The sequence below is a fragment of the Paenibacillus sp. FSL P2-0322 genome (assembly GCF_037975315.1).
GTDB lineage: Bacteria > Bacillota > Bacilli > Paenibacillales > Paenibacillaceae > Paenibacillus > Paenibacillus polymyxa_B.
The window spans coordinates 172,945-188,942 of record NZ_CP150243.1; the positions used below are offsets into that span (position 1 = coordinate 172,945).

The 15,998-nt window shown below is 48.6% G+C and carries 10 protein-coding genes, 8 tRNA genes, 3 rRNA genes and 1 other RNA gene; all 22 read left to right on the plus strand.

The window, feature by feature from the left end; genetic code table 11:
• Window positions 1–45 precede the first annotated feature (45 nt).
• The gene (fba, locus tag MKY24_RS00715; protein ID WP_013308219.1) at window positions 46–900 is read left to right on the plus strand and encodes a class II fructose-1,6-bisphosphate aldolase; all 855 of its coding nucleotides are present in this window, start codon (window positions 46–48) and stop codon (window positions 898–900) included.
• 240 nt (window positions 901–1,140) lie between these two features.
• A complete protein-coding gene (locus tag MKY24_RS00720) occupies window positions 1,141–2,394 on the plus strand; it encodes a UDP-N-acetylglucosamine 1-carboxyvinyltransferase (protein WP_013308220.1) in 1,254 nt (417 codons plus the stop codon).
• Between the two features lie 258 nt (window positions 2,395–2,652).
• Complete coding sequence (gene rho / locus MKY24_RS00725) at window positions 2,653–3,990, plus strand: transcription termination factor Rho (protein ID WP_339201237.1); 1,338 nt, start codon at window positions 2,653–2,655, stop codon at window positions 3,988–3,990.
• Between the two features lie 95 nt (window positions 3,991–4,085).
• Entirely contained in the window at window positions 4,086–5,357 is a 1,272-nt protein-coding gene (locus tag MKY24_RS00730) for a radical SAM protein (protein ID WP_061831800.1), read from the plus strand.
• A gap of 156 nt (window positions 5,358–5,513) precedes the next feature.
• Window positions 5,514–5,711: a 50S ribosomal protein L31 gene (gene rpmE / locus MKY24_RS00735; protein WP_025719104.1), complete on the plus strand. Its 198-nt coding sequence runs from the start codon at window positions 5,514–5,516 to the stop codon at window positions 5,709–5,711.
• 110 nt (window positions 5,712–5,821) lie between these two features.
• Window positions 5,822–6,088, plus strand: an RNA gene (gene ffs, locus MKY24_RS00740) — signal recognition particle sRNA large type.
• Window positions 6,089–6,246: 158 nt separating this feature from the next.
• On the plus strand, window positions 6,247–7,998 hold the full coding sequence (gene dnaX, locus MKY24_RS00745; RefSeq protein ID WP_028542567.1) for a DNA polymerase III subunit gamma/tau: 1,752 nt from the start codon (window positions 6,247–6,249) through the stop codon (window positions 7,996–7,998).
• A gap of 43 nt (window positions 7,999–8,041) precedes the next feature.
• A complete protein-coding gene (locus MKY24_RS00750; RefSeq protein ID WP_013308226.1) occupies window positions 8,042–8,353 on the plus strand; it encodes a YbaB/EbfC family nucleoid-associated protein in 312 nt (103 codons plus the stop codon).
• A 27-nt stretch (window positions 8,354–8,380) separates the two neighbouring features.
• On the plus strand, window positions 8,381–8,980 hold the full coding sequence (gene recR / locus MKY24_RS00755) for a recombination mediator RecR (RefSeq protein ID WP_013308227.1): 600 nt from the start codon (window positions 8,381–8,383) through the stop codon (window positions 8,978–8,980).
• Window positions 8,981–9,194: 214 nt separating this feature from the next.
• The gene (locus tag MKY24_RS00760; protein WP_025676300.1) at window positions 9,195–9,506 is read left to right on the plus strand and encodes a DUF2508 family protein; all 312 of its coding nucleotides are present in this window, start codon (window positions 9,195–9,197) and stop codon (window positions 9,504–9,506) included.
• Window positions 9,503–9,778 carry a pro-sigmaK processing inhibitor BofA family protein gene (locus MKY24_RS00765; RefSeq protein WP_025719099.1) on the plus strand — a complete coding sequence of 92 codons (276 nt, stop codon included), beginning with the start codon at window positions 9,503–9,505 and terminating at the stop codon, window positions 9,776–9,778. The genes MKY24_RS00760 and MKY24_RS00765 overlap by 4 nt, the downstream gene beginning before the upstream one ends.
• Before the next feature lie 360 nt (window positions 9,779–10,138).
• Window positions 10,139–11,694: ribosomal RNA gene (locus tag MKY24_RS00770) — 16S ribosomal RNA — on the plus strand.
• A gap of 118 nt (window positions 11,695–11,812) precedes the next feature.
• Window positions 11,813–11,929 (plus strand): 5S ribosomal RNA (rrf, locus tag MKY24_RS00775).
• 38 nt (window positions 11,930–11,967) lie between these two features.
• Window positions 11,968–12,044, plus strand: a tRNA-Ile gene (locus MKY24_RS00780).
• Between the two features lie 21 nt (window positions 12,045–12,065).
• A tRNA-Ala gene (locus MKY24_RS00785) sits at window positions 12,066–12,141 on the plus strand.
• Window positions 12,142–12,321: 180 nt separating this feature from the next.
• Window positions 12,322–15,245 (plus strand): 23S ribosomal RNA (locus MKY24_RS00790).
• The 16S, 23S and 5S rRNA genes sit together here with 8 tRNA genes alongside, the layout of an rRNA operon.
• Window positions 15,246–15,375: 130 nt before the next feature.
• A tRNA-Ser gene (locus MKY24_RS00795) sits at window positions 15,376–15,467 on the plus strand.
• A 31-nt stretch (window positions 15,468–15,498) separates the two neighbouring features.
• Window positions 15,499–15,575, plus strand: a tRNA-Met gene (locus MKY24_RS00800).
• 10 nt (window positions 15,576–15,585) lie between these two features.
• Window positions 15,586–15,661, plus strand: a tRNA-Val gene (locus MKY24_RS00805).
• A 4-nt stretch (window positions 15,662–15,665) separates the two neighbouring features.
• Window positions 15,666–15,741, plus strand: a tRNA-Thr gene (locus MKY24_RS00810).
• 23 nt (window positions 15,742–15,764) lie between these two features.
• A tRNA-Asp gene (locus MKY24_RS00815) sits at window positions 15,765–15,841 on the plus strand.
• Between the two features lie 78 nt (window positions 15,842–15,919).
• A tRNA-Phe gene (locus tag MKY24_RS00820) sits at window positions 15,920–15,992 on the plus strand.
• Window positions 15,993–15,998 lie beyond the last annotated feature (6 nt).

Sequence of the window (15,998 nt, forward strand, 5' to 3'; positions counted from 1 at the left end):
GCTAAAATATAGACAAACCCAAACACCTTTAGGAGGACTGTAACCATGCCATTGGTATCTATGAAAGACATGTTGAACAAAGCACTCGAAGGAAAATATGCAGTAGGTCAATACAACATTAATAACCTGGAGTGGACTCAAGCTATTTTGGGCGCTGCTGAAGAAGAAAAATCCCCAGTAATCTTGGGTGTTTCTGAAGGCGCAGCACGTCACATGGGCGGATTCTACACTGTTGTTAAAATGGTAGAAGGTCTTATTCATGACATGAAAATCACCGTTCCAGTTGCGATCCATTTGGACCACGGTTCCAGCTTTGAAAAATGTAAAGAAGCTATCGACGCTGGTTTCACATCCGTTATGATTGACGATTCCCACAGCCCGATCGACACAAACATTGCTACAACCAAAAAAGTGGTAGAATATGCTCATTCCAAAGGCGTTTCCGTTGAAGCTGAAGTTGGAATGGTTGGCGGTCAAGAGGATGATGTTGTCGGCGACGTAATGTACGCTAAGTTGGACGACTGTCTGCGTATCGTTAACGAAACAGGTATCGATACACTGGCACCTGCACTGGGTTCCGTACACGGACCTTACAAAGGTGAGCCAAACCTCGGATTCAAAGAAATGGAAGAGATCTGCAATGCAATCAAACTTCCACTCGTTCTGCACGGTGGTACTGGTATCCCAACACATGACATTAAAAAAGCAATCTCCCTGGGAACTTCCAAAATCAATGTAAACACTGAGAACCAAATCGTATTTGCGAAAGTGGTTCGTGAAGTGCTTGCTGAGAAACCGGATGCTTATGACCCACGTACATTCATCGCTCCAGGTCGTGAAGCGATTAAACAAACCGTTATCGGTAAAATTCGTGAGTTCGGTTCCAACAACAAAGCGTAATAATGAATTAAACTGGTCGTGCGTCTGCACAGGCTAGATGTATTTCTTAGTTGTAGCTGTAGTTCTGCTGCACAAAATATTTAAATCTGTACAGTTGAATAGTTTGGTATGGAAAGCACACCGCTTAGCCGGTGTCTTTCCATTTTCACCACTAAAAAAGTTAAAAGTTCATGATTTGAGATTATTGTTTGAGATTATTGTTTGACCGACTGCAAAACACGTAGGGGGACCCTCAAGCTTATGGAAAAATTGATGATCACCGGTGGACGGCCGCTTCAAGGTACAGTTTCCATCAGCGGTGCCAAAAACAGTGCCATCGCCTTGATTCCCGCAGCCATTCTGGCAGAGTCGGAAGTCATTTTGGACAATTTGCCACTGTTGAGTGATGTGGCGGTGTATTCCGAAATACTGGAGGAACTTGGTGCAACGGTTACCTGGGAAGGTAGCCAGATGAAAATAGATCCTTCCTCTATTAAATCCATTCCTATGCCGAATGGGCCTGTTAAGAAATTACGAGCCTCTTATTATATGATGGGAGCCATGCTGGGCAGATTCAAGGAAGCGATCATCGGTTTGCCAGGAGGGTGCAATTTCGAACCCCGGCCCATTGATCAGCATATTAAAGGTTTTGAAGCGCTGGGTGCCACGGTTACGAACGAGCACGGTGCTATTCATTTGCACGCCAAAGAACTGCGCGGAACCAAAATTTATTTGGATGTTAGCAGCGTAGGCGCTACCATTAATATTATGCTGGCGGCAGCACGTGCCAAAGGCGCCACAATTATTGAAAATGCGGCTAAAGAGCCTGAGATTATAGATGTAGCAACCCTTTTAAACTCCATGGGGGCCATTATTAAAGGCGCCGGTACGGAAACGATTCGAATTGAAGGTGTGTCGGAGCTGCATGGTTGCCGTCATTCGATCATACCTGACCGTATACAAGCGGGCACATATATGATTGCCGCTGCGGCAACCCGTGGAAATGTATTGATTGACAACGTAATCCCCAAACATATGGAGGCTCTCACTGCAAAAATGCAGGAAATGGGCATCGGCATCGAGGAATATGATGAAAGTATTCGCGTACTGGGTGCACCTTCCTATGAACATGTCGACGTTAAAGCCTTGATATACCCCGGATTCGCCACAGATTTACAATCTCCCATGACCAGCTTGCTTACCCAAGCACAGGGTGTCAGTGTATTGAGCGATTTTGTGTACAGCAATCGTTTTAAGCACGTCCCTGAGCTGGTGCGAATGGGGGCTAAAATTCGCGTAGAGGGTCGGTCCGCCATTATAGAGGGTGGTCAACTGAATGCAGCTAAAGTAAAAGCAGCAGATCTGCGCGCCGGAGCGGCCCTTGTCATTGCTGGACTTACAGTAAGCGAAGGCGTAACCGAGGTGACGGGTGTCGAGTACATTGACCGTGGTTATGATCACCTTGTCTCCAACCTGCGTCTTTTGGGCGCGGATGTATGGCGGCAAACTGAATAATTAAACCATGCAGTTTTTTCGAACTCCCGGACGAAAGCAATAGAACGGGCAACATCTATGCAGCCGCTGCTTGATAAAAGATTGTGGTTCATACCTAACAATCTTTTATCGGAAAACCGGAATAATTCGGTATAATCCAGGCAGATGGCTGCATAACTTTATTTGTTTTGGTTAAAATTATGTTAATGGTGTTTATGATATCATTGTCTATCATTTAGATGTATGAATGGACTTAATAATTGAATAGGTGGTTATTATATGGATCTGCAAATTTCCGATCTGGAAGAAATGAAGCTGACCGACCTGTACAAGCTGGCCAAGCAATACCAGATCCCGTACTACGGAACGCTCAAAAAGAAAGAATTAATTTTCGCCATCCTGCGCGCACAAGCTGAGAAGAGCGGATTGATGTTTATGCAGGGGGTTCTGGAAATCCTTCCCGAAGGTTACGGCTTTCTGAGGCCGATCAATTATCTCCCGAGTACCGAAGATATTTACATCTCTGCTTCACAAATCCGCAAGTTTGACTTGAGGACAGGCGATCTTGTTTCCGGTAAATGCCGAACGCCAAAAGAGAATGAACGATATTTTGGATTGCTTCAAGTTAACGCCGTCAATGGAAGAAGTCCTGAGCAAGCTGCTGAGCGGCTACATTTTCCTGCACTGACTCCACTGTATCCGCAAACCAAATTAGTCCTTGAAACTTCCCCCAACCATTTGTCTACGAGAATTATGGATGTACTGGCCCCTGTCGGACTTGGACAGCGCGGACTCATTGTAGCACCTCCCAAAGCTGGGAAGACGCTTCTCCTCAAAGAAATTGCCAATAGCATTTCTACCAACAATCCCGAGATCGAGCTTTTTGTCTTGTTGATTGATGAACGCCCCGAAGAAGTGACCGACATGCAGCGTTCTGTTAAAGGTGAAGTTGTGGCCTCTACATTTGACGAACTTCCTGAAAATCACATCAAAGTGGCAGAACTCGTGTTGGAGCGTGCACTGCGTCTCGTAGAACATAAAAAGGATGTTGTCATCCTGCTGGATAGCATCACACGTTTGGCTCGTGCGTACAATCTCGTTATCCCTCCTTCTGGTCGTACTTTGAGCGGGGGTATTGATCCGGCGGCATTTCACCGTCCAAAGCGCTTTTTTGGTGCGGCTCGGAATGTGGAGGAAGGCGGTAGCTTGACGATTCTTGCTACAGCGCTGATTGATACAGGATCACGCATGGACGATATCATCTATGAGGAGTTTAAAGGTACAGGCAACATGGAGCTGCATTTGGACCGCAAGCTGGCAGAACGTCGTATCTTTCCTGCGATTGATATTCGTCGTTCCGGCACACGCCGTGAGGAAGTGTTGTTGAATAAGGAAGAATTGGATACCATCTGGGCCATTCGTAAAAATATGACGGAAAGCCATGATTTTGTGGAAGGCTTCCTCAAAAAGCTGCGTAATAGCAAAACTAATGCTGAGTTTTTGGCTTCGTTTGATTTGACGGCACCTTCTTCCAGTGGCTCGCAAAGCAGTTCTGGTGGGCAACAACGGAGAACGGCGCGTTCTACCACAGCGTCAGTCCCGGCCACAACCAGCTAAAACCCATCATGTATTTTATCTGTTCCGTAAGTACACAGTCGTTACCATTCATTTTGTTAATGGCGCAGGCTTAACGGAGCGAAAGGAGCTCCATAATGTATTTGGTGTATGCCGACGAAAAAGGCAATGTATATGATCATGCTTCTTTGTATGGGCTTGCCCGTAGTGCAGACATGATTGTTGAAATCATGGAGGATGAGCTTATTCCGTTACCGGAAGGAGCTACATTGGTAAGCCTACCCAGCACTCGCCCGGTCGGTATGAACCCTGAAACAGGGGAAATGGTTTCTCTTCCCGGAGATATGCAAGCAGTAGGGGCTTTATTGCCGCAAGGTTTTACACGCTTGTGCCTGCCGGGATATGTGAAGACCGATAAGGAGTACAAACTTCCCTTGTTCGGTTATTCGGCTGTAGTCTGGAAAGACGGGGCATTTTATGTAACGGCAGAGCAGAGTGACAGTCCATCCAAGTGGAATCCGGAAAACTGTGACCGTCATCAAGTTAAATTGGGTGTGCAGCGGATGACGGAGCAATATCCCGAAAATCGGCTGTACCAACATTTGTCTAACTGTGCGCTGGGCTACGAATGTCTTACTTCCTCGAACACATTCCTGAATCGCTGGGAAGGAGGAGTTCCGGTATCTTATTCTTGTAATGCGGGTTGCTTTGGGTGTATATCTGAACAGCCGGATGACAGTGGTTTCGTATCTCCGCAGACAAGAATGAACTTCCGTCCTCGCGTCGAAGAAATTGTAGAAGTTATGCTGGAACATTTGAAGACACCGGAGTCCATCATCAGTTTTGGCCAAGGGTGCGAAGGTGAGCCTTCCACACAAGCCAAACTGATTATTGATTCGATCAAAGAGGTGCGTTCCATTACCGATATGGGATACATCAATATCAATACGAATGCGGGATTGAGCGATCATATCCGGGGAATCGTGGATGCGGGTCTTGATCTGATGCGCGTTAGTACCATTAGTGCACTGGACGATCACTACAATGCGTATTACAAGCCGCGCGGTTACACGTTGGCTAATGTGGAAAAATCACTTCGTTATGCTTCCGAACAGGGAGTATATACGTCGATTAACTATTTAATTTTTCCGGGTGTAACTGACCGAGAGGAAGAAATTGAGGCAATGATTGAATTTGCCAAACGTACTAAGCTCAAGCTGATTCAAATGCGTAACTTGAATATCGATCCTGAAAGCTATCTGGAGTTGATTCCACCTGCTCAAGGTGAGATTCTTGGTATGAAGCAAATGCTTGAGATTTATCGTGAGGAGCTGCCTGATGTAGTCATCGGTTCTTACACTCATGTACCGCCACAAGGGCTGGCACGTCCCAAATTTGCCAAGGCCTAAAATGGTCGATGTAACTTGAAACACACCTATTTTATGCCATCTTTGAATGCAGAAAAGAGTTGTTGAAACGCTCATATTCAAGTGCTATAATGTGAACATGTGTTCATACAACTCTGGACTGATAGGACGTTCAGGGCGGAAAGAGGTGAAAGTTCAATGCAACAAGCTATTCAACCAAATTTTAACGTAACTAATGTCACTTGTGCTTGCGGAAATTCGTTTGAAACTGGTTCTGTGAAAGGATCTCTGCGTGTGGAGATTTGCTCCGCCTGCCACCCATTCTTCACAGGCAAGCAGAAATTTATTGATGCTGGTGGACGCGTGGATCGTTTCAAAAAGAAATACGGTATCTAATGGATTACCGCAGGTTATAAAGTTATTAGAGCCTTCTGCAACTGCAGAGGGCTCTTTTTGTAATAATGTGTATTTGCTTTTTATGCGGCCTTAAGATATACTTATTTTCACCGTGCTAGATGGGGAGGTAGCGGTGCCCTGTAACTCGCAATCCGCTATAGCGAGGTTGAATTCCTGTTAGAGGTGTTGTTGATGTGAGGCTGGTCCCTGCGCACAATGTTGACGGCTGGGTCCTCCGCAATGAGTACTTGTGAACCTGGTCAGGTCCGGAAGGAAGCAGCCATAAGCAGGTCCACTCTTGTGCCGGAGGGTTGCCTAGCCCGAGTTGTTGTTCAGGATTGCCGCTCGGATCACAACGATCAATAACAGGTGCACGGTATATATTGGTAATTAGAACATCTTGGCAATCATTGCGAAGATGTTTTTTTGTGTTTTATAAATTGGAAGGTGTCTGGTTTAGATTCGGACGGGAGTATAGTATAATGAAGTGACCATGAATGGTCATGAAAGTGAATGGGAAAGAGGGTAACGCGCATTGGAACATATAGCGTTGTACCGTGCTTGGCGGCCGCAGGCTTTCAAGGACATGGTAGGACAACAGCATATTATCCAGACATTGCAGAATGCCATCCGCGAAAATCGCACGTCCCATGCCTACCTGTTCAGCGGTCCACGAGGAACAGGTAAGACGAGTGCGGCCAAAATTTTGGCCAAGGCAATCAACTGTGAGCATGGACCTGCGCCGGAACCTTGCAACGAATGCGAAGCCTGTAAACGGATCACGGCCGGAGCGGTCATGGATGTACAGGAGATTGATGCAGCCTCCAACCGGGGCGTTGAAGAGATTCGTGATTTGCGCGATAAAGTCAAATATGCGCCCACAGAAGTGCGGCACAAGGTTTATATCATTGATGAAGTGCACATGCTGACGACGGAAGCGTTCAATGCGCTGCTCAAGACGCTGGAAGAGCCGCCGCCACACGTGATGTTCATATTGGCTACGACTGAACCACATCGGATTCCGGCAACAATTATTTCACGTTGCCAGCGGTTTGACTTCCGGCGGGTATCGCTGGAAGAACAGACAGAGCGGCTTGACCTGATATGTCAACAGGAGAACATACAGGCTGATTCGGATGCACTGCAGTACATTGCGCGTCTTTCAGATGGTGGGATGCGAGATGCGGTTAGCGTTTTAGATCAGATATCCTCGTTTACAGATGGTCGGGTTACTTATCAGCAGGTGCTGGATATGACGGGAGGTATTGCGTCCGAGCAATTCGGTAAGCTTGCCTTGGCATTGCTGAAAGAAGATGTGGGCACGGTGCTCCAAATGATCGAGAACTTTATGCAGGAAGGTAAAAGTGCGGATAAGTGCATGGAGAATCTTCTGTACTATTTCCGAGATCTGCTAATGATCAAGATGGTGCCTCAGGCGACCAAAATGACGGAGCGAGTGCTGGATCCAGAGCGATTTAAGGAAGTGGCAGATGCTTTTACCAAGGAGCAACTCTTTGCGATGATTGACACCCTTAATCGTTATCAGAGCGAGATGAAATATGCCGTACAGCCACAAACCTTGTTTGAGGTAGCTCTATTGAAGCTGTGCAGTATTCCGGGGGAAGCAGGAACTGTTGCTCAGCCGACCGCACAACGCTCTGGCGCTGCAGCTGATCAGGAAGATGTGGTAATGTTGAAGCGTCAGCTTGCTGAGCTGGAAAAGAAACTGGAGCGCGCGCTGCAAGGTGGATTGGGCGCTGGAGCGGGACAGGAAGCATCGTCGGGTGGTCGTCAGGCTTCCGGGGGGCGTGCCCCTGCTCCGCGGATTTCAGCGCCAGCCAAGCTTCCTTCTCAGTTGGATCGCTATATCGCTGAGAAGTCGAGCGAAGCATTCGCAGCAGCAGGACGTAAGTGGAGCCAGATTTTGCAAGGGGTAAAAGAGGCGAAAGTTACGGTTCATGCTTGGTTTATGGATGGTGAGCCAGTTTCTGTGTTAGAGGACAGTGTGCTGGTTGCATTTAAGAACAATATTCATCGTGAAACTACCGAAAAGCCTGCCAATAAGCAGGTCATCGAGAAGGTATTGCATGAGCAGTTGGGTCATCCTTATCGTTTAGTAACGATGATGCAAAAGGATTGGAATGCTGCGATTGAAGGAGTTTCCGACCAGCCTGCCGAAGAATTGCAACTGGAGCCGGAGCATGATGCGCCGGGAAAGTCCAAGGAGCCCTGGATTGATGAAGCTATTCAACTTTTCGGGGAAGACCTAGTAGTCATTAAAGATTGAATCAAGTTTCTAGATGTATACTTCATTAAAGGAGATGATTGAAATGAACAATATGAACCAAATGATGAAGCAAGTGAAAAAAATGCAGGAACAAATGCTGAAAGCCCAAGAGGAGCTTGGCGGAAAAGTAATCGAAGGAACTTCTGGCGGCGGTGTTGTGACGGTGGAGGTAAATGGACATAAAAAAGTGTTGTCCATCACGATCAAACCGGAAGCTGTAGATCCTGATGATGTAGAAATGCTGCAAGATCTTGTGCTGACTGCTGTCAATGATGCTTTGTCCAAAGCAGATGAACTGGCTAATGATGATATGGGTAAATTTACAGGCGGCATGAAAATTCCGGGCTTGTTCTAGTCTGCTGCATAAAGGAGAAACACGCTATTGTATTATCCGGAGCCGATTGCAAAGCTAATTGATGCTTTTACGCGCCTGCCGGGAGTAGGGCCGAAGACGGCTGCCCGGTTGGCTTTTCACGTACTGAAAATGAAGGAAGATGATGTGATTGACTTTGCCAAAGCGCTGGTCAATGTAAAACGCAATCTTCACTTCTGTTCAGTCTGCGGCAACATTACGGACACAGATCCTTGTCGGATCTGTCAGGATAAGACGAGGGATACCTCCGTCATTTGTGTTGTTCAGGATTCCAAGGATTTGGTGGCTATGGAGCGTACCAAAGAGTTTAATGGTTTTTACCATGTGCTTCATGGGGCGATATCTCCTATGGAGGGAATTGGTCCTGAGGATATCAAACTCAAGGAATTGCTGAACAGACTCAGTGATGAACGCGTCAAGGAGCTGATTTTAGCTACGAACCCGAACATTGAAGGAGAGGCCACGGCCATGTACATTTCTCGGCTAGTGCGTCCTTTTGAAATCAAGGTTACTCGTATTGCTCATGGATTGCCAGTGGGTGGAGATTTGGAGTATGCCGACGAGGTTACCCTGTCCAAAGCGTTGGAAGGCCGTAGAGAGCTCAATTAATAGGTGTATTTATACGTTATAAATAGGGAGTCTGAAATGTCCTTTGGGCATTCTCGACTTACTTGGGGGAGCCGCTACGGCTCCTTTTTTATTTGCCGTGATAGATGGCAGTATAGATCGTTCCTGGTTCTAAGTTTGTCCTTAGTTCAATAAGTATGAATAAGGTAGTCTTGCAGACTGTGCACATAATTCAGCTTGTGAGGAGGATGAACGGATGTGGGAACGGATGAAACAAAATTTCCGTCGTCAGGAGAATGGCAAATCAGAAGCGGAGTATCGGCAGGAGTTGTTTGCCCAGATTCGGGCTTCGCATGCGGAATGGCTAAGAGCGCATCGTTTATTTCATGAAGCTACGGGTAAAGATGAGATCGACTACGCTATATTTGTTCTAGAAGCTGCAGAACGTAAATATCAGATACATTTAAAAAGCGCGAAACAGCAAGGCCTGCATCGTTTCCATCTGCCTGCAGATGAACCTGGGTATGCCAATGATACGGATCGTGTTCACAAGCGGAGAGCTGAATGAAAGGGGCGGTCTGGCTTGTTCTGATTGCCTGTGTCGGGATGCTACTATTTCTAATCTTAAAAAAACGTTTGGGTATCGGCTGGCTTGTAGTATTCGGGGCGCATATGGGCCTGGCAGCCATCGCATTGTATGTTATCAATTATTCAGGGTGGATTACGCAGGTGTACATCCCGATCAATCCAGTGACAATGGGGGCGGTAACGATATTAGGTTTACCTGGGATTGTCCTTTTACTGGGATTGAAAATAGTATTATTCGGACAGGCCATATGAAAACTTAAATGTTATTGTTTCTATTTTTAAAATATAGTTGACGGCGAATTCAAAAATGTGATACATTAATTTTCGGCCCTTAAAGCCCGGGAATTTTTTGTGAGAACAACATTTGAATGAAATTAAAAAATAATTTTAAAAAAGTGTTGACTTAAATCCTGAATGTGTGTTATATTAATCAAGTCGCCGCTGAGATGCGGTGGTGAAACAAAGTAAGACATAATGCAGGTTTGATCTTTGAAAACTGAACAACGAGTGAGTAAAACGATTTTGTTCGCAAAATCAAACAAGAGATATTTTTATCTCGTCAGTTTCAAAATGAGCTTATCGCTCTTTCTATAAACCAACTTCGGTTGGTCTTTAATGGAGAGTTTGATCCTGGCTCAGGACGAACGCTGGCGGCGTGCCTAATACATGCAAGTCGAGCGGGGTTGTTTAGAAGCTTGCTTCTAATCAACCTAGCGGCGGACGGGTGAGTAACACGTAGGCAACCTGCCCACAAGACAGGGATAACTACCGGAAACGGTAGCTAATACCCGATACATCCTTTTCCTGCATGGGAGAAGGAGGAAAGACGGAGCAATCTGTCACTTGTGGATGGGCCTGCGGCGCATTAGCTAGTTGGTGGGGTAAAGGCCTACCAAGGCGACGATGCGTAGCCGACCTGAGAGGGTGATCGGCCACACTGGGACTGAGACACGGCCCAGACTCCTACGGGAGGCAGCAGTAGGGAATCTTCCGCAATGGGCGAAAGCCTGACGGAGCAACGCCGCGTGAGTGATGAAGGTTTTCGGATCGTAAAGCTCTGTTGCCAGGGAAGAACGTCTTGTAGAGTAACTGCTACAAGAGTGACGGTACCTGAGAAGAAAGCCCCGGCTAACTACGTGCCAGCAGCCGCGGTAATACGTAGGGGGCAAGCGTTGTCCGGAATTATTGGGCGTAAAGCGCGCGCAGGCGGCTCTTTAAGTCTGGTGTTTAATCCCGAGGCTCAACTTCGGGTCGCACTGGAAACTGGGGAGCTTGAGTGCAGAAGAGGAGAGTGGAATTCCACGTGTAGCGGTGAAATGCGTAGATATGTGGAGGAACACCAGTGGCGAAGGCGACTCTCTGGGCTGTAACTGACGCTGAGGCGCGAAAGCGTGGGGAGCAAACAGGATTAGATACCCTGGTAGTCCACGCCGTAAACGATGAATGCTAGGTGTTAGGGGTTTCGATACCCTTGGTGCCGAAGTTAACACATTAAGCATTCCGCCTGGGGAGTACGGTCGCAAGACTGAAACTCAAAGGAATTGACGGGGACCCGCACAAGCAGTGGAGTATGTGGTTTAATTCGAAGCAACGCGAAGAACCTTACCAGGTCTTGACATCCCTCTGACCGGTCTAGAGATAGGCCTTTCCTTCGGGACAGAGGAGACAGGTGGTGCATGGTTGTCGTCAGCTCGTGTCGTGAGATGTTGGGTTAAGTCCCGCAACGAGCGCAACCCTTATGCTTAGTTGCCAGCAGGTCAAGCTGGGCACTCTAAGCAGACTGCCGGTGACAAACCGGAGGAAGGTGGGGATGACGTCAAATCATCATGCCCCTTATGACCTGGGCTACACACGTACTACAATGGCCGGTACAACGGGAAGCGAAATCGCGAGGTGGAGCCAATCCTAGAAAAGCCGGTCTCAGTTCGGATTGTAGGCTGCAACTCGCCTACATGAAGTCGGAATTGCTAGTAATCGCGGATCAGCATGCCGCGGTGAATACGTTCCCGGGTCTTGTACACACCGCCCGTCACACCACGAGAGTTTACAACACCCGAAGTCGGTGGGGTAACCCGCAAGGGAGCCAGCCGCCGAAGGTGGGGTAGATGATTGGGGTGAAGTCGTAACAAGGTAGCCGTATCGGAAGGTGCGGCTGGATCACCTCCTTTCTATGGAGAATCGTTTCCTGCAACGGAAACATTCAAATATGAAGCGTAAGCTTCAAAACTCAGGTTTAGGCCTGTTACTCACTCGTTGCTCAGTTTTGAGAGCTCAAACTCTCGAACGTTTGGTGGCGATAGCGGAGGGGTTCCACACGTACCCATCCCGAACACGACCGTTAAGCCCTCCAGCGCCGATGGTACTTGGACCGCAGGGTCCTGGGAGAGTAGGACGTCGCCAAGCGCAACCACTAAAGAAGAACTTCTTTGGTGGTTTATTATGGGCCCTTAGCTCAGCTGGTTAGAGCGCACCCCTGATAAGGGTGAGGTCGGTGGTTCGAGTCCACTAGGGCCCACCATATAACTTTATATTTACTTTTGGGGCCATAGCTCAGCTGGGAGAGCGCCTGCCTTGCAAGCAGGAGGTCAGCGGTTCGATCCCGCTTGGCTCCACCAAAAAGATTTATTATCATTGCACCTTGAAAACTGGATACCGAAACGAAATTGCGTTTTAGAATATTCCTTTAAGCTGATCTTGTGTAAACAAGTGAAATAAAGGTAGCTGCCTTGAATTTCATTCACACGTAAGTGTTGAACCGAAATTCAAAGCGAATCGTATTTACCATGTAAATACTAGGTTAAGCTACAAAGAGCACACGGAGGATGCCTAGGCGCCAGGAGCCGACGAAGGACGTGGCGAACAACGATAAAGCCTCGGGGAGCTGTAAGCAAGCTTTGATCCGGGGATGTCCGAATGGGGAAACCCGGCTGTCTTCATCGACAGTCACTTTCTGCTGAATACATAGGCAGAATAGAGGCAGACCAGGGGAACTGAAACATCTAAGTACCCTGAGGAAGAGAAAACAATAGTGATTCCGTCAGTAGCGGCGAGCGAACGCGGATTAGCCCAAACCAAGGAGCTTGCTCCTTGGGGTTGTGGGACGTCTCACATGGAGTTACAAAGGAACCGGTTAGATGAAGAGGTCTGGAAAGGCCCGCCAGAGAAGGTAAAAGCCCTGTAGTTCAAAACTTGTTCTCTCCGAGACGGATCCCGAGTAGTGCGGGGCACGTGAAACCCCGTATGAATCCGGCAGGACCATCTGCCAAGGCTAAATACTCCCTGGCGACCGATAGTGAAGCAGTACCGTGAGGGAAAGGTGAAAAGCACCCCGGAAGGGGAGTGAAATAGATCCTGAAACCGTGTGCTTACAAGAAGTCAGAGCCCGATCTATGGGTGATGGCGTGCCTTTTGTAGAATGAACCGGCGAGTTACGTTCCCGTGCAAGGTTAAGGTGAAGAGCTGAAGCCGCAGCGAAAGCGAGTCTGAATAGGGCGAATGAGTACGTGGACGTAGACCCGAAACCGGGTGATCTACCCCTGTCCAGGGTGAAGGTGCGGTAACACGCACTGGAGGCCCGAACCCACGCATGTTGAAAAATGCGGGGATGAGGTGGGGGTAGCGGAGAAATTCCAATCGAACCCGGAGATAGCTGGTTCTCCCCGAAATAGCTTTAGGGCTAGCCTCGGAAATAGAATCGTGGAGGTAGAGCACTGATTGGGTGCGGGGCCCGCAAGGGTTACCAAGCTCAGTCAAACTCCGAATGCCATAGATTTAGTTCCGGGAGTCAGACAGTGAGTGCTAAGATCCATTGTCGAAAGGGAAACAGCCCAGACCATCAGCTAAGGTCCCCAAGTGTGTGTTAAGTGGGAAAGGATGTGGAGTTGCACAGACAACCAGGATGTTGGCTTAGAAGCAGCCACCATTGAAAGAGTGCGTAATAGCTCACTGGTCGAGTGACTCTGCGCCGAAAATGTAACGGGGCTAAACACACCACCGAAGCTATGGCTTGATGCTTGCATCAGGGGTAGGGGAGCGTTGAATGCGGGTTGAAGGTGTACCGTAAGGAGCGCTGGACTGCATTCAAGTGAGAATGCCGGTATGAGTAACGAAAAGATCTGTGAGAATCAGATCCGCCGAAAGCCTAAGGGTTCCTGAGGAAGGTTCGTCCGCTCAGGGTAAGTCGGGACCTAAGGCGAGGCCGATAGGCGTAGTCGAAGGACAACAGGTCGAAATTCCTGTACCACCGTAATCCGTTATGAGCAATGGGGTGACGCAGTAGGGTAGTGACGCGGACTGATGGATGTCCGTCTAAGCAGTGAGGCTGGTGTGTAGGCAAATCCGCACATCGTAAGGCTGGGCTGTGATGGGGAGCGAAAATTATAGTAGCGAAGGTCATGATCTCAGACTGCCAAGAAAAGCCTCTAGCCAGGAGAAGGTGCCCGTACCGCAAACCGACACAGGTAGGCGAGAAGAGAATTCTAAGGCGCGCGGAAGAACTCTCGTTAAGGAACTCGGCAAAATGACCCCGTAACTTCGGGAGAAGGGGTGCCTCGGTAGGGTGAATAGCCCGAGGGGGCCGCAGTGAAAAGGCCCAAGCGACTGTTTAGCAAAAACACAGGTCTGTGCGAAGCCGCAAGGCGAAGTATACGGGCTGACGCCTGCCCGGTGCTGGAAGGTTAAGGGGAGTGGTAAGCCTTCGGGCGAAGCTATGAACCGAAGCCCCAGTAAACGGCGGCCGTAACTATAACGGTCCTAAGGTAGCGAAATTCCTTGTCAGGTAAATTCTGACCCGCACGAATGGCGTAACGACTTGGGCGCTGTCTCAACGAGAGATCCGGTGAAATTTTAATACCTGTGAAGATGCAGGTTACCCGCGACAAGACGGAAAGACCCCATGGAGCTTTACTGCAGCTTGATATTGAATTTGGGTACGATCTGTACAGGATAGGTGGGAGCCGTTGAATCTTGAGCGCCAGCTTGAGAGGAGGCATCCTTGGGATACCACCCTGATCGTATCTAGGTTCTAACTTGGTACCGTAATCCGGTGCGAGGACAGTGTCAGGTGGGCAGTTTGACTGGGGCGGTCGCCTCCTAAAGAGTAACGGAGGCGCCCCAAGGTTCCCTCAGAATGGTTGGAAATCATTCGAAGAGTGCAAAGGCAGAAGGGAGCTTGACTGCGAGACCTACAAGTCGAGCAGGGACGAAAGTCGGGCTTAGTGATCCGGTGGTACCGCATGGAAGGGCCATCGCTCAACGGATAAAAGCTACCCTGGGGATAACAGGCTTATCTCCCCCAAGAGTCCACATCGACGGGGAGGTTTGGCACCTCGATGTCGGCTCATCGCATCCTGGGGCTGAAGTAGGTCCCAAGGGTTGGGCTGTTCGCCCATTAAAGCGGTACGCGAGCTGGGTTCAGAACGTCGTGAGACAGTTCGGTCCCTATCTGTCGTGGGCGTAGGAAATTTGAGAGGAGCTGTCCTTAGTACGAGAGGACCGGGATGGACGTACCGCTGGTGTACCAGTTGTTCCGCCAGGAGCACCGCTGGGTAGCTATGTACGGAAGGGATAAGCGCTGAAAGCATCTAAGCGTGAAGCCCCCCTCAAGATGAGATTTCCCAATTAGTAAGACCCCTTGAAGACGACGAGGTAGATAGGTTGGGGGTGGAAGTGCAGTAATGCATGGAGCTGACCAATACTAATCGGTCGAGGGCTTATCCTAAAAATAAAACGCAAATGAGTTTCGGATCCAGTTTTCAGGGTGTAACCTTGAAATTGCGCTTGATATTCCAAATCACTTTGTTGATTTAAAGAATAACTTGCGGAATTTTGCTAAGCGAGTCCATTTATATGGAGAGATACCCAAGTGGCTATAAGGGGACCCTCTGCTAAGGGGTTAGACTGCGAAAGTGGTGCGAGGGTTCGAATCCCTCTCTCTCCGCCATTTAGGACAAGCTAGCGAAATATTATGTTATGGCGGTGTAGCTCAGCTGGCTAGAGCGTACGGTTCATACCCGTGAGGTCGGGGGTTCGATCCCCTCCGCCGCTACCATACATACCCAGGAGGCTTAGCTCAGCTGGGAGAGCATCTGCCTTACAAGCAGAGGGTCGGGGGTTCGATCCCCTCAGCCTCCACCATTGTGCCGGTGTAGCTCAACTGGTAGAGCAACTGACTTGTAATCAGTAGGTTGGGGGTTCAAGTCCTCTCGCCGGCACCATTTTTGAATTTTGAAAAATCTAGGGAACTGTGGTGTAGAGGCCTAACATGCCTGCCTGTCACGCAGGAGATCGCGGGTTCGAATCCCGTCAGTTCCGCCATTTTTCAATTCAATAGTTTTTCCGTACTAAAGTGGGAAGGGGTATCCCTCCGCACTTTATTTTTTTGTTAATGGGTATGGCTCGGTAGCTCAGTCGGTAGAGCAGAGGACTGAAAATCCTCGTGTCGGCGGTTCGATTCCGTCCCGAGCCACCTTTA